Here is a 13,589-nt window from a genome sequence, read left to right as displayed (position 1 = left end):
GCGCCTCAACATTCCGGAGGGAACGGACCATGTCCAGTGTCACCGCAACACCCGCCGCACCCGCATCGGGCGCGCTCACCCAGGGCCACAAGAAGGTCATCTTCGCGTCGAGTCTCGGCACCGTCTTCGAGTGGTACGACTTCTACCTCTACGGATCGCTGGCCGCGATCATCGCCAAGCAGTTCTTCAGCGGCCTCAACGACACCTCGGCCTTCATCTTCGCGCTGCTGGCCTTCGCCGCCGGTTTCGCGGTGCGGCCGTTCGGCGCGATCGTGTTCGGCCGTCTCGGCGACATGGTCGGTCGCAAGTACACCTTCCTCGTCACCATCGTGATCATGGGCCTGTCGACGTTCCTGGTCGGCATCCTGCCCAACTACGCCAGCATCGGTTTCGCCGCGCCGGCCATCCTGATCGCGCTGCGCCTGCTGCAGGGCCTCGCGCTCGGCGGCGAGTACGGCGGCGCCGCCACCTACGTGGCCGAACACGCGCCGCACGGCAAGCGCGGTCTGTACACCAGCTTCATCCAGACCACGGCGACGATCGGCCTGTTCCTGTCGCTGCTGGTGATCCTCGGCGTGCGCACCTATCTGGGCACCGAGGAATTCGAAGCCTGGGGCTGGCGCATTCCGTTCCTGCTGTCGATCGTCCTGCTCGGCGTGTCGGTGTGGATCCGCATGCAGCTGCACGAATCGCCGCTGTTCCAGCAGATGAAGTCGGAAGGCAAGCAGTCGAAGGCGCCGATCACCGAAAGCTTCTTCAGCAAGAACGGCCGCATCGTGGTGCTGGCCCTGTTCGGCGCGACCGCCGGCCAGGCGGTGGTGTGGTACGCGGGCCAGTTCTACGCGATGTACTTCCTCACCCAGTCGCTCAAGGTCGACGCCACCACCACGTGGCTGCTGATCGCCGCCGCGCTGCTGCTGGGTACGCCGTTCTTCATCGTGTTCGGCTGGCTGTCGGACAAGATCGGCCGCAAGAAGATCATCATGGTCGGCTGCCTGATCGCCGCGCTCACCTACTTCCCGCTGTTCAAGGCGCTGACCCACTACGCCAATCCGGCGATCGACGAAGCCCGCGCGCGCGCGCCGGCCGTGGTCGTCGCCGACCCGGGGACCTGTTCGTTCCAGTTCGATCCGGTGGGCAAGAAGGTCTTCAGCAATTCCTGCGACATCGCGACCGCGGCGCTGGCGAAGGCCGGCATCCCCTACACCATCCAGTCGGCACCGGCGGGCTCGCTGGCGCAGGTGAAGATCGGCGAGACCGCGGTCGACGCCTACGAAGGCGCGGGGCTTAGCAAGGACGACGGCAAGGCGAAGGGCGACGCCTTCACCGGTGCGCTGAAGGGCGCGCTCACCGCCGCGGGTTATCCCGAGAAGGCGGACCCGGCGCGCATCAACAAGCCAATGGTGCTGTTGATCCTGACCGTCCTGGTGATCTACGTGACGATGGTCTACGGCCCGATCGCGGCGTGGCTGGTCGAGCTGTTCCCGACCCGCATCCGCTACACCTCGATGAGTCTGCCGTACCACATCGGCAACGGCTGGTTCGGCGGCTTCCTGCCGACGATCTCCTTCGCCCTCGTGGCCGGCAGCGGCAACATGTACCAGGGCTTGTGGTATCCGATCGTGATCGCCTCGATGACCTTCGTGGTCGGCTCGCTGTTCCTGCGCGAGACCAAGGACGTGGACATCACCCAGTAGGAGGGCCTTCAGGCCCGAGCTCTTCAGCCAGGCCCACGCTCTTCTTTCAGGCCCATGCGCTCCGATCGTGGGCGTCCAGCCCGAAAGTGCGAAAAGACAACGCCGGCGAAAGCCGGCGTTGTCTTTTGGACGGATTCGACCAAGTACGGAAGGTCACCACGAATGGCCAAAGATAGCCAAGAGCCGCTCAAGTTTGTTCTCGCCGCGCAATGAGATTTTGTGATGGATTGCGTGTTTGGCTATAATCTCGTCCCGAGGGATCTAGAAATGTCAAGCCTACCTCGACCCCGGCTATTGGCCTGTGGATAAGCAGCGTAAAACCACAACATGTTTGGTTTGTCTCATAATTTGAGACTACATTTTGTGTTTTAGCAGTCGAGCCAAGGGATTGCCAATACTGTTAAGGCGGGTCTAAACTTGCCGCCTTAGACGCTTCAAAACAAACGCCCCGCTTGTGGCGGGGCGTTTGAGTACAACCGACAGCAAAGGAGGCATCAGCAACCAAAAACGTAAGAACCTGAACAAACTGTCCAACGGTCCGGACAGCTGAATATTTCCCCGTGCTGCGTCCTGGCAGACGCGAAAGTTTAGGCTTAAAAACCAGCTTTCGTCAAAGCATCTACGAAGATCTTCAGCCTCTCCGGCCAAAGGCCGTCAACGTTCTCACTGTAGCGTGAGAGCGTCGGTGTCTCGTTGGGCAGTTGTATTGACTCAGCCCAACTATAGAGAGGCAACTAGCAATGTCTGAGAAGAAGATCACTCAATACCGCAGTGCGAAGAGCGGCGAGTTTGTTACGAAACAATATGCCGAGAAGCACAAAGCCACGACTGTTAGGGAGCGGAATAAAGCTCCTTCGTCGTCGTCGAAATCGCGTGGTAAATGAGAAACCAGAGGGGCGGCCGTAAGGCCGCCCCTCTTTCATTCGTAGATTGCCAGAGGATAAAGAAACAAGATGAGTGCCATTCCAAAACCTTCTCCTATTACACCTAAACCGCGTCTCTCCGATCGAAACGCCGCACGTTTCATGTGCATGCCTGCATCTAAGCAGATGCGATTCTTGCGCGATCTGAAATTTCCGAAAGGAACGCCACAAGCATTTAAGCCTCCCTTTTACGCACCGGCAATCAATGGTATTCGCGAGGTAGTAAAGGACGGGCTCAGGGGGTTGCTTAGTGCGAGAGCAAAATTAGAGCGCGTTACTCAGGAGTCAAGGCGAAACAATCTCAAGCGCGTGCTTGACTCGTTCGTGAGTTCACCGCATTCGAATCGGCGGCTTAATTTGATTACTGCGCATCGTTATTACGCGCAAGTTCGTGGTCTTGAGCTTCGCTTGTCGCCACATCTGGTGGCAAAAGAAGGCGACGAAATTCGCTACATTTACTTTCACGAGAAGGCTAAACAATGTAATCCGGAAGAAGCACGGCTTACATTGGAATTCGGTTACTGGATCTTGAGGCAAAATGGAGTAGAAGTTAAACCGCATCAGCTAGAGCTGTTAGACCTATTTACTGGAGTGCTTTACCGCGGAAGCGAGCCTCGAGTAGAAACCATCGGAACACTAGAAGAGATGGCGAGGTTAATAGATAGCCTATGGCCTACCATCGAACAAAATGGCTAGATGACCGATGTGTCGTGCCTTTTCTCATCAGGTGAAAGGGCACGAACCTACTGCTCGTGGCTGGCTTCTCGTCCTCGCGCCACCAGCTTCGCCGCGATGATGCCCGCCTCGTACAGCAGGCACATCGGGATCGCGAGCAGCAGCTGCGAGATCACGTCCGGCGGCGTGATCACCGCGGCGACGATGAAGATGCCGACGATGGCGTAGCCGCGCCATTCCGACAGCTGCTTCGGCGTCACCCAGCCCAGCATCACCAGGATGACCAGCGCCACCGGCAGCTCGAAGCTGATGCCGAAGGCGAGGAAGATCACCAGCACGAAATCGAGGTAGGCGTTGATGTCGGTCATCATCGCCACGCCGTCGGGCGTGACCTTGGCCAGGAATCCGAACACCGACGGCAGCACCACGAAGAACGCGAACGCGCAGCCGCTGTAGAACAGCACCAGCGCCGAAGCCAGCAGCGGCAGCGCGAGGCGTTTCTCGCGCCGGTACAGGCCGGGGGCGACGAAGGCCCAGGCCTGGTAGAGCAGCCACGGCATGGTCGCGAAGATCGCGACGAAGAACGCGAGTTTCAGCGGGGTGAAGAACGGCGAGGCCACTTCCACCGCGATCAGCTGGCCGCCCTTGGGCAGCTTGTCCAGCAGCGGCTGCGCGAACCAGCCGTAGACCTTGTTCGCGAACGGCAGCAGGCCGAGGAACACCACCAGCAGGCCGGCGACGCCGCGGATCAGGCGTGCGCGCAGTTCGATGAGATGACCGATGAGCGTACCGTCGACGGAATCGGGATCAACCACGGTCATCGCGGGTCTCGTGCGTGGAAAGCGATGCGTCTGCGGCCGTGGCCGCGGGCAGCGGCTGATCGAGCGGCTGATCGAGCGGCGGATGGTCGGTCGATGCGTATTCCAGCGGGTCCACGGGGCCGGGTTCCGATTCGCCCGACACCGCCGGCCTGTCGCCGGCATCGAGGCCGATGTCGCCGCGGATCGCGTCGAACTCGCGCCGGGCCTCGATCCTGGCGTTGCGGATGCCGTCGCCGATCTCCGCGTCGATGTCGGCCACCGCGCGACGGGTGTCCTGCAGGCTGCGCTTCAACTCTTCGGCGGCCAGCTCGCGTTCCAGCTCGCTCTTGACCGAATACCACTGCGCCCGCGCCCGCCGCACCCACAGTCCGGCGAAGCGCGCGGCCTTGGGCAGGCGTTCGGGACCGAGCACGATCACCGCGATCACGCCGATGATCAGCAATTCCCAGCCGTCGATGCCGAACATGTGGTCGCCGCCCGCGGCGGCTCAGCGCGCGACGTTGTCGTCGTTGCGCTGCGACTCGGACGACGCATCGCGCTTCGACTGGTCGCTCAGCTGCGCGGGCTTCTCGTCCTCTTCGCGCATGCCCTTCTTGAACTCGTTGACCGCTTTGCCGATGTCCTTGGCGCCGCTGGTCAGGCGCTTGGTGCCGAACACCAAGAGAACGATGACCAGCACGATGATCCAGTGGGTGATGCTCCAACTGCCCATGGCGTTTGCTCGGTGTGTGTAGAGGCGCTCAGGATACCGCAGACGCGACACCCGGGCCCGGACCCCGGTTCAGGAACCGGGATCGCCGCGCGTTCGGCGATCGTCAGGGCGTGCCGGGCAGCGGCTCCACCTTGGCCGGATTCTCGACCGGTTCGAACGGTTGCGGCTGGGGTTGTGCCTGCGCTTGCGACTGCACGGGTGCGGGCATGGTCTCGCCGGTGGCGACGGTCGGCACGGGGGCCGCTGCGGGCGTGTCCTGGCGCGCGGCGCGCGCGGTGTCGCTGGCGCGGATCAGGCGTTCGCGCACGCCGGCGACGGCCGGCGACGGCACCTGCGGCGCGCGGTCCTCGAAGATCATCCGCGGCGTGGTGTCCTGGCCGTAGACGGATTCGTTGGCCGCGTCGTCGATCGACAGCACCGCACCGTCGAGCGCGACCCCGGCGAACAGGCCGCGGGCGCGCGACCAGGACCAGATTTCGGCCTTCATCTGGCCGTCGGTGGCGGCGGCGGCGTTGCGGCCCAACGGCCCGGCGGCGACGCCGGCATCGGCGCCGAGGGTGAACTTGCCGTTGACGATGGAATCGAGCCCGCGTTCGCTGCGGAACACCAGCACCACGTCGGCGGACTGCACGCCCACCTGCAGGCCCACGCTGCCGCCGGTGAGTTTGACGAAGCTCGGGTTCGACCAGCCGCCGTCGGCGGTGCGTACCGACATGACGCCGTGGCCGCGGCGACCGCCAAGCACGAGGCCGGCCTTGATGGTGTCGGGAACGATCACGATCGCCTTGGCTTCGTCGAGCAGCTTGTCGGGAATGCCCGACTCGGGGATCGCCTGGATCTCGTTGAGCACGCGCACGGCGTTGTCGGCCTGGGCATCCTCGCGGGGGCCGGCGTGCGCGGGGGCGGCCAAGGCGAGCGAAAGGGCGAGGGACAGGGCGGCGATACGCGTATGCGACATGGGGGAGGCGTCTCCAGCGGGGTTGCGGCCGAGCGTAGTGCGCGCGCCATGAACCGTGGCAGTACGCACCCGGGCAGTACCCGCCGCGGTCGCGGGGACTGCGCGAATGCCGCGCGCGAAGCCGCGCTGACGGCCGCGGGCGCAACTGTCATCCTATGCGCATGACCCCCACGACACCCGCTTCCGTGCCCGACACCGCCGTCCTGCTGGTGAACCTCGGTACCCCCGATGCGCCCACCGCGCCCGCCGTACGCCGTTATCTGGCGGAATTCCTCCACGACCATCGGGTGGTGGCGCTCAGCCGCTGGCTGTGGTGCCCGATCCTGCACTTCATCATCCTGCCGCTGCGCGGGCCGAAGGTGGCGAAGAAATACGCGCAGATCTGGATGGAGGGCGGGTCGCCGCTGGCGGTGCATACCCGCGATCTCGCCGCGGCCATGCAGGACCGTCTGCCCGGCCTGCGGGTCGCGTGGGCGATGCGGTACGGCAACCCGTCGATGGCCGCCACCGTGGCCGCGCTGCGCGCCGACGGCGTGCGCCGGATCGTGCTGTTGCCGCTGTATCCGCAGTATTCGACCACCACCACCGCATCGGTCACCGATGTCGCCGAGCGCCTGGCGCGCGAGGCCGGCGACGCGCTGCGCATCGACACCATTGTCGATTACCACCTCGATCCGGCGTGGATCGCGGCGGTCGCCGATTCGATCCGCGAGCATTGGGCGCAGCACGGTCGCGGCGAACGTCTGCTGTTCTCGTTCCACGGCATTCCGCAGCGCCTCGTCGACGCCGGCGATCCGTACCGGACGCAATCGCAGGCCAGCGTCGACGCCATCGTCGCCGCGCTCGCCGACGTGCCCGGTTTCGAACCGGCGCAGGCGATGCTCACCTTCCAGTCGCGCTTCGGTCGCGAACCGTGGCTGCAGCCGTATACCGACAAGACCCTGGAAGCGCTGGCCGCGCAGGGCCTGAAGCGGATCGACATCGTCTGCCCCGGCTTCGCGGTGGACTGCCTCGAAACACTGGAGGAGATCACGGTGGAGAACGACGCGCTGTTCCGCGCCGCCGGCGGCGACGCGCTGCGCTACATCCCCTGCCTCAACGCCGCGCCCGCGCATGCCGACGCGCTGGCCGCGCTCGCCCGGCGCAGGGTCGAGGAGAACCGCTGATGCGCGAGATCTTCATCGACAGCGCGCGCGGCCGCTTCGCCGCGCTGCGCAACGACCGCACGCATGCGCCGAAACTGCTGGCGATGCACGGCTGGCTGGACAACGCGGCCAGCTTCCGGCCGATGGCGCCATGGCTCGCGCACTACGACCTCGTCGCGCTGGACATGCCCGGCCACGGCCGCAGCTTCCATTACCCGGACGATGCCGAGTACAGCATGTTCAGCACCCTCCTCGATCTGCTCGCGGCCGCCGACGCGCTGGGCTGGTCCCGGTTCGCGGTGCTGGGGCATTCCATGGGCGGCGCCATCGCCAGCATGCTCGCCGCGGCCGCGCCGGAGCGTATCGAACGCTTGTTCCTGATCGAAGCGCTGGGCCCGCTGGCCGCGGCGGAGGACACCACCGCGTCGCGCCTGCGCGATTCGGTGATCCAGCGCCGCGCGCTGGACGGCAAGCGCAAGCGTGTGTTCGGCGACCCGCAGGTCGCGGTGCAGGCGCGCATGCAGACCAGCATCACCGCACTGGACGAAGGGTCGTCGCGGTTGCTGGTGGAGCGCGGCATCCGCGCGGTCGAAGGCGGTTACGAGTGGAGCAGCGATGCGCGCCTGACCCTGCCGACCGCGGTGCGCATGAGCGAGACCCAGATCCGCGACTGCCTGCGCGCGATCGCCTGTCCGACGACGCTGCTGGTCGCGGATCCGCCGCCGCCGTATTTCACGCCCGCGCTGCGCGACGCGCGCGTCGCCTGCGTGCGCGACATCCGCTGCGTGTCGATGCCGGGCAGCCATCATCTGCACATGACCCATCCGGCCGAAGTGGTCGCGGTGCTGGGGCTGTAGGCCGGGCGGCGTCTCCGCCAACCAAACCGGTAGAGCGGGCTTCAGCCCGCTGTTCCTTGTCGGGAAAAAATCAGCGGGCTGAAGCCCGCTCTACCGCATGGATTGTCTTCGTCAGCGCAGCAGCGCCTGCAGCGTCGCCTTCAGGCGGCGGCCTTCGTCCTTGAAGTAATCGCGCTGGTCGCGCCACTCGGGAAAGCGTGCGTCCACTTCGCGCCAGTAGGCGGGCGAATGATCGTGGTGGATGAGGTGGCACAGCTCGTGCACCAGGACGTATTCGAACGCCGGCGGCGGCGCCAGCACCAGCGACAGATCCAGGGCGACGGTGCCGTCCGGCGCCAGCGAACCCCACTGCGAGCTCATCACCTTCAACTGCACCCGGCGCGGGGCGCGCGGCAGCGACGGAAGATAGCGCGGCATCCAGCGGCCGATGTCGGCGCGGGCTTCGGCTTCGTAGAAATCGCGCAGCGCGCGGCGCAGGGCCGCATCGCCGGCGCGGGCGGTGGTCATGAACACCAGCGCGTCGTCGTCGCGCTGCAGCGCGGTGAACCGCCCGCGTTCCCAGCGCAGCGGCACCGCGGCGCCGCGCAGCGGCAGTGTGGCGGTGTCGTCGCGGCGCAATGCGATATCGTCGATGTCGACCAGCCGCGTGAGCTGTGCGTGCAGCCAGCCGCGATGTTCGGCGAGGAAACGATCGCCGGCGACGAGGCTGGCGCGTTCCGGCAGCGTGAGCCGCACGCCGCGCTCGCTGACCGAGAGTTTGATGCGGTGCGCGCGCGGATCGCGCACGCGCAGGACTTCGACATCGCGACCGTCGTCGAGGCGCAGGGGGACGCGGTCGCGCTGTTGCGCACGGGGCGAGGGCGCGACGGATGTGCGCAGACGGAAACGGAAGGGCATGCGTCATGCTAACCGCAGCGGCGTGCGCGGCGGAAGGGGACGATGGTCCGATCGCCTGTTCGGGCTTTCGCCTACTCGGCCTTCGACAGTTTCAGCGCGGGTTCGAGGGTCAGGAACAGGCGCCGCACTTCGCCGCTGAACAGCGCGAACCGCGCGTCGAGTTCCGCGCGCAGATCGTCGCGCTCGGTGGATTCGAGTTGATCCACGGCGCCATCCAGGAATTTCAGCTTGCGGATCACCAGATCCTCGCCGAGCACGAAACTGAGATGATCGTCGAGCGTGAGCGCCAGGCGCGTGACCTGCTTGCCGGCTTCCAGATGCTTGGCGATCTCGTCGCTCTGCAGCTCCTGATGCTGGCATTTCACCACTGCGCCGTGGTCGGTGGGATCGCGCAGTTCGCATTCGTCGCCCAGCGAGAGGCCATGGGGCAGGGTGTCGCCGGCGATCCAGCCGGTGAGGATCGAGCGAGGCGCGACTTCCGCGTTCAGCGGCAGCGCCGGGAAGCTGCCCAGCGCGTGACGCACGTCGGACACCACCGCTTCGCCGCTCTTGCGCGAGGAGGTATCGATGGCGATGAAGCCGTTGCGGCAGTCGATCAGCGCGTCGGTGCGGCCGGGCTTCACGAACGCGCGCGGCAGCAGTTCGTGCACCAGATCTTCCTTCAGCCGCTTGCGCGCGCGGCCGCCGAGCTTGCGGCCTTCCTTTTCCTCGATCTCGGCGAGTTTCTTCTGCAGCATGTCGTTGACCACCGAGCCGGGCAGGATCTTGTCCTCGCTGCCGGTGGCGACCCAGATCGCGTCGTCGATGCGGCGCGACAGCGCCTCGCCCTCGCCGCGCCCGAACGGTGAGACGAAGCCGCGCGAGGACAGTTCCAGCGCGCCGACCGGCTTGAGCAGGCATTCGGCCAGACCGGTGTCAAGGTCGTCGAAGTTCAGGGACGCGGGGAAACGGAAGAGCGTGAGGTTTCTGAAGAACATCGGGTATCCGGGCAGTGGAAGATCATGTCACCCCGAGGCCGAAGGCCGAGGGACCTGTTGTGGGTTGTTGCGTGAAGACGGCAAAGCAGGTCCCTCGGCCTTCGGCCTCGGGATGACGGGATTCACGACGATTCCCCGTTCCCCATGTCCGATTCCCGACTTTCCCCACCCAGCCACGCATGCGCATCGGGCAGATCGCCGGCGCCGCGCGTGCCGAGCGAGAGGAAGTCGAACAGCTTCGGGTCGCTCAGCTGCGACGGGCGGATGTCGCCCAGCGCGCGCGCGATCTGTTCGATGCGTCCGGGCGTTTCGCGTTCCCAGGCGTCCATCATCTTCTTCACCTGCTTGCGCTGCAGGTTCTCCTGCGAACCGCAGAGATTGCAGGGGATGATCGGGAACTTCCGCGCTTCGGCGTAGGCGGCGATGTCGTCTTCGCGCACGTAGGCCAGCGGGCGGATGACCACGTGCTTGCCGTCGTCGCTCAGCAGCTTCGGCGGCATGCCGCTGATCTTGGAATGGAAGAACAGGTTGAGGAAGAAGGTGGCCACCAGATCGTCGCGGTGGTGTCCCAGCGCGATCCGGGTGAAGCCGTTCTGCTCTGCAAACGTATACAGCGCGCCGCGACGCAGCCGCGAGCACAGCGAACACATGGTCTTGCCCTCGGGAACCACGCGGGTGACCACCGAGTAGGTGTCCTGTTCGAGGATCCGGTAGTCGACCCCGATCGACGCGAGATAGTCAGGCAGTACGTGTTCGGGAAATCCCGGCTGCTTCTGGTCCAGATTCACCGCGGTGATCGAGAACGACACCGGCGCCTTCTTCTGCAGCTGCAGCAGGATGTCCAGCATCGTGTAGCTGTCCTTGCCGCCGGACAGGCACACCATCACCTTGTCGCCGTCCTCGATCATGCCGAAATCGGCGATCGCGCGGCCGACCTGATGGCGCAGTCGCTTCGCCAGCCGGTTGGCTTCGTGCGCGGCGCGGCGTGCCGGCGGCGGCAGCGGCTCGGAGAGGGGCATGGGGGTGTTCATGGGCCGCGCATTTTAGCCTCGAACCGTTGTCATGGGCCGGCATCGATCGGGCAGCGCGCATGCGATATCGCGCGGATTGCAAGCCGGGACGACGCGCGAATGCGTGTAACGCATTGATTCGCATGGGTGATGCCGATTGGCACGCGGCATGCAGGAGTCTTTCCTGCCGGCGCGGTGTCGCCGTGCGGCATTCCCCCAAAGCGATTCGGAGATCCACATGAACAAGTCCCTGTCCGAACACAACCGTCTGATGCCTGCGCTGACGCTCGCGTCCGCACTGGCGCTGGCGCTCGTCGCCGGCACCGCGATGGCGGCCACGTCGGCCGGCGAGCAGACCAAGGCCAACGAAGCATCCGCCCAGCCGGTCAGCGACAGCTGGATCACGACCAAGGTCAAGGCCGATCTGCTCGTGACCGAGGAAACCAAGGGCCTCGACATCAACGTGACCACCACCAATGGCGTGGTCACGCTGAGCGGCAAGCTCGACAGCCACGCCCAGGTCGAGAAGGCCGTCGCCGTGGCGCGTTCGATCAAGGGCGTGAAGTCCGTCGACGCGACCACTCTGACCGTGAAGCCGCGCGCCTGATCTTCGCGCCTCGGCGCTTGACGGTTCGGCGCGCTCCGCGCGCCATCCCCCATCAGAAGAGGACAACACCCCCATGAATACCGACATCATCAAAGGCAAGTGGAAGCAGCTCAACGGCCGCATCAAGCAGCAGTGGGGCGAGCTGACCGACGACGACCTCACCGTCGCCGAAGGCAACCGCGAATACCTCGCCGGCAAGGTCCAGGAGCGCTACGGCGTGACCAAGGACATCGCCATGCAGCAGGTGAAGGATTTCGAGAAGCACATCGGTCCGCACTGACCTTCCGCGCTCTCCGCCCCGCGCCCGTGCAGGCGCGCGGCGGTTCCGGCCGGGCTTCGCGTCCTCCCCCCGTGAAGCCCGCCGATCCCACCCAATCCGTCCGTGTCGGACTCCGGATGTTCCCCGGTGGAATGTTCCCGAGCGGACGGGTGCGGGTCCCGCGCGCTGCGCCACGGGTCGCATGCGCGGAGGTTGTGTCCCCACCCGCGAGGTCCCTCAACGACCGCAACACCGGTCTTGCCGCCCCGTCTCCCCCGGGGCGGCTTTTTTTTGCGACCGCGCGATGGGTCGTGCGAGATGCATGGTTCGGGCGCGAAGATCGTGCGCGACGCACGGAGACGGTCGTTCGCCCGCCTGCAAAACCAAGGGTTTGCGACTGGCATGCGTCTTGCGCCGGTTTGTTCCCTGTCCGCATTCGCCCGGATCGACGCCATGGCGGAAGTCGTGCGCGATCGTGTCGACCGTCGTCCTGCCCGCCTCCAAGGATTCCCGCATGTCCACCGATACCGTTGCCCGCACCCCCCGCCCGCGTCCGGTGTCCCCGATGGCCATCCTCGGCACCATCGGGCATGTCCCGGGGGGCGCCGATATAGTGGGGTCCGCCCCGCAGCCCACGGAGCCGCCCCACGTGCCGAAAACCGCAGCGAAGCCGGCAGGCCGCATCCTCGCCATCGACGACGACACCCGTCTACTCGAGAACTTCTCGCTCGCGCTGGCGCGCGACGGTTACAGCGTCGAGACCGCCGACAATCTCGCCGACGGCCTGCGTCTGGCCGCGACCCGGCCCTTCCAGGTCTGCCTGCTCGATCACAACATCGGTTACGACTCGGGCATCGAAGCGCTGCCGCGCTTCGCCGAACTCGCGCCGCAGATGCGGGTGGTCATGGTGACCGCCAACAGCGGTGTCGAGGATGCGGTGAAGGCGATCGGGCTGGGCGCCGCCGATTATCTGGTCAAGCCCTGTTCGCCCGAACAACTGCGGATCGCGGTGGCGCGCCAGATCGAGACCCGGCGCATGCTCGATCGTCTGGACACGCTGGAGCGCGAAGTCGGCGCCGCGCCGGAACTCGCGAGCCGCAATCCGGCGATGCAGGCCGCCATCGACATGGCGCTGCAGGTGGCGCGCACCGACGCCAACCTGCTGGTGCTGGGCGAAAGCGGCACCGGCAAGGGTGTGCTCGCCCGCGCGGTGCACCGCGCCAGCGCCCGCGCCGCCGCCGAATTCGTGACCGTCAACTGCCCGTCGCTGTCGGCGGAGCTGATGGAAAGCGAACTCTTCGGCCATTCCAAGGGCTCGTTCACCGGCGCGGTGCAAAGCACCGTCGGCCGCATCTCCCATGCCGATGGCGGCACCGTCTTCCTCGACGAGATCGGCGATTTCCCGCTGTCGCTGCAGCCCAAGCTGCTGCGCTTCATCCAGGACAAGGAATACGAGCGCGTCGGCGATCCGGCCACCCGCAAGGCCGACGTGCGCATCGTCGCCGCCACCAACCGCGATCTCGAAGCGATGGTGCGCGAGAACCAGTTCCGGCTCGACCTGCTCTATCGCCTCAACGTCATCAGCATCACCCTGCCGCCGCTGCGCGAGCGCCAGGAAGACCTCGAAGATCTCGCCAACGGTTTCATCCGCCGCTACGCCGCCGACTACGGCCTGCCGCCGCGACGGCTGTCGGCATCGGCGCTGTCGAAACTGCGTACCTACGCCTGGCCCGGCAACGTGCGCGAACTGCAGAACATGATGGAGCGCGCGGTGATCCTCGGCCGTGGCGAGGAAATCGGCCCGGATCTGCTCGCGCTCAATACCGCGCTGCGCGCCGAAGCCCAGCCGGGGGCACTGATGTCGCTGGAAGCGCTGGAGAAGCTGCACATCGAACGCATCCTCGCCGCCAGCGACAGTCTGGACGCGGCGGCGCGCACGCTCGGCATCGACGCGTCCACCCTGTACCGCAAGCGCAAGCTCTACGGTTTCTGATCCTCCTCCCACCCGTTCCCGTCGCCGCGCGCGGCGGTGCTTGTCCCGCACCAAAGGT

14 protein-coding genes are annotated in these 13,589 nt (G+C 65.9%); 7 read left to right on the top strand and 7 right to left on the bottom strand.

What is annotated here, in order from left to right; translation table 11 throughout:
* The first annotated feature begins 29 nt into the window (after window positions 1-29).
* Both ABD974_RS06300 and ABD974_RS06295 read left to right on the top strand, forming a co-directional pair.
* Window positions 30-1,697, top strand: a complete 1,668-nt coding sequence (locus ABD974_RS06300; RefSeq protein WP_345302453.1) for an MFS transporter — start codon at window positions 30-32, stop codon at window positions 1,695-1,697.
* A gap of 953 nt (window positions 1,698-2,650) precedes the next feature.
* Window positions 2,651-3,316 (top strand): hypothetical protein, encoded by a 666-nt coding sequence (locus ABD974_RS06295; RefSeq protein ID WP_345302452.1) that lies wholly within the window; start codon window positions 2,651-2,653, stop codon window positions 3,314-3,316.
* Between the two features lie 47 nt (window positions 3,317-3,363).
* On the opposite strand, the gene tatC is transcribed toward ABD974_RS06295, so the two are convergent.
* From tatC to ABD974_RS06275, 4 genes are all read right to left on the bottom strand, one after another.
* Entirely contained in the window at window positions 3,364-4,116 is a 753-nt protein-coding gene (gene tatC, locus ABD974_RS06290; RefSeq protein WP_345302451.1) for a twin-arginine translocase subunit TatC, read from the bottom strand.
* Window positions 4,103-4,582, bottom strand: coding sequence for a Sec-independent protein translocase protein TatB (gene tatB, locus ABD974_RS06285; protein WP_345302450.1), 480 nt, complete (start codon window positions 4,580-4,582; stop codon window positions 4,103-4,105). The genes tatC and tatB overlap by 14 nt, the downstream gene beginning before the upstream one ends.
* A gap of 21 nt (window positions 4,583-4,603) precedes the next feature.
* Window positions 4,604-4,828: a Sec-independent protein translocase subunit TatA gene (tatA, locus tag ABD974_RS06280; RefSeq protein ID WP_345302449.1), complete on the bottom strand. Its 225-nt coding sequence runs from the start codon at window positions 4,826-4,828 to the stop codon at window positions 4,604-4,606.
* Between the two features lie 103 nt (window positions 4,829-4,931).
* Complete coding sequence (locus ABD974_RS06275; protein WP_345302448.1) at window positions 4,932-5,786, bottom strand: lipid-binding SYLF domain-containing protein; 855 nt, start codon at window positions 5,784-5,786, stop codon at window positions 4,932-4,934.
* A 161-nt stretch (window positions 5,787-5,947) separates the two neighbouring features.
* Here ABD974_RS06275 and hemH point away from each other — a divergent pair, with 161 nt between their 5' ends.
* Entirely contained in the window at window positions 5,948-6,952 is a 1,005-nt protein-coding gene (hemH, locus tag ABD974_RS06270) for a ferrochelatase (RefSeq protein ID WP_345302447.1), read from the top strand.
* A complete protein-coding gene (locus tag ABD974_RS06265) occupies window positions 6,952-7,788 on the top strand; it encodes an alpha/beta fold hydrolase (RefSeq protein ID WP_345302446.1) in 837 nt (278 codons plus the stop codon). Before hemH ends, ABD974_RS06265 begins: the two co-directional genes overlap by 1 nt.
* Before the next feature lie 111 nt (window positions 7,789-7,899).
* On the opposite strand, the gene ABD974_RS06260 is transcribed toward ABD974_RS06265, so the two are convergent.
* From ABD974_RS06260 to ttcA, 3 genes are all read right to left on the bottom strand, one after another.
* On the bottom strand, window positions 7,900-8,685 hold the full coding sequence (locus tag ABD974_RS06260) for a M48 family metallopeptidase (protein ID WP_345302445.1): 786 nt from the start codon (window positions 8,683-8,685) through the stop codon (window positions 7,900-7,902).
* A gap of 71 nt (window positions 8,686-8,756) precedes the next feature.
* Window positions 8,757-9,662, bottom strand: coding sequence for a recombination-associated protein RdgC (locus ABD974_RS06255; RefSeq protein WP_345302444.1), 906 nt, complete (start codon window positions 9,660-9,662; stop codon window positions 8,757-8,759).
* Window positions 9,663-9,784: 122 nt separating this feature from the next.
* Window positions 9,785-10,681 (bottom strand): tRNA 2-thiocytidine(32) synthetase TtcA, encoded by an 897-nt coding sequence (gene ttcA, locus ABD974_RS06250; RefSeq protein WP_345302443.1) that lies wholly within the window; start codon window positions 10,679-10,681, stop codon window positions 9,785-9,787.
* A 229-nt stretch (window positions 10,682-10,910) separates the two neighbouring features.
* On the opposite strand from ttcA, the gene ABD974_RS06245 reads away from it, so the two are divergent.
* From ABD974_RS06245 to ABD974_RS06235, 3 genes are all read left to right on the top strand, one after another.
* Complete coding sequence (locus ABD974_RS06245; RefSeq protein WP_345302442.1) at window positions 10,911-11,279, top strand: BON domain-containing protein; 369 nt, start codon at window positions 10,911-10,913, stop codon at window positions 11,277-11,279.
* Window positions 11,280-11,352: 73 nt separating this feature from the next.
* A complete protein-coding gene (locus ABD974_RS06240) occupies window positions 11,353-11,559 on the top strand; it encodes a CsbD family protein (protein ID WP_345302441.1) in 207 nt (68 codons plus the stop codon).
* 628 nt (window positions 11,560-12,187) lie between these two features.
* Window positions 12,188-13,531: a sigma-54-dependent transcriptional regulator gene (locus ABD974_RS06235; protein ID WP_345302440.1), complete on the top strand. Its 1,344-nt coding sequence runs from the start codon at window positions 12,188-12,190 to the stop codon at window positions 13,529-13,531.
* Window positions 13,532-13,589 lie beyond the last annotated feature (58 nt).

The sequence above is a fragment of the Lysobacter hankyongensis genome (assembly GCF_039543145.1).
GTDB lineage: Bacteria > Pseudomonadota > Gammaproteobacteria > Xanthomonadales > Xanthomonadaceae > Lysobacter_I > Lysobacter_I hankyongensis.
This window is presented reverse-complemented; position numbering and strand designations above follow the sequence as displayed.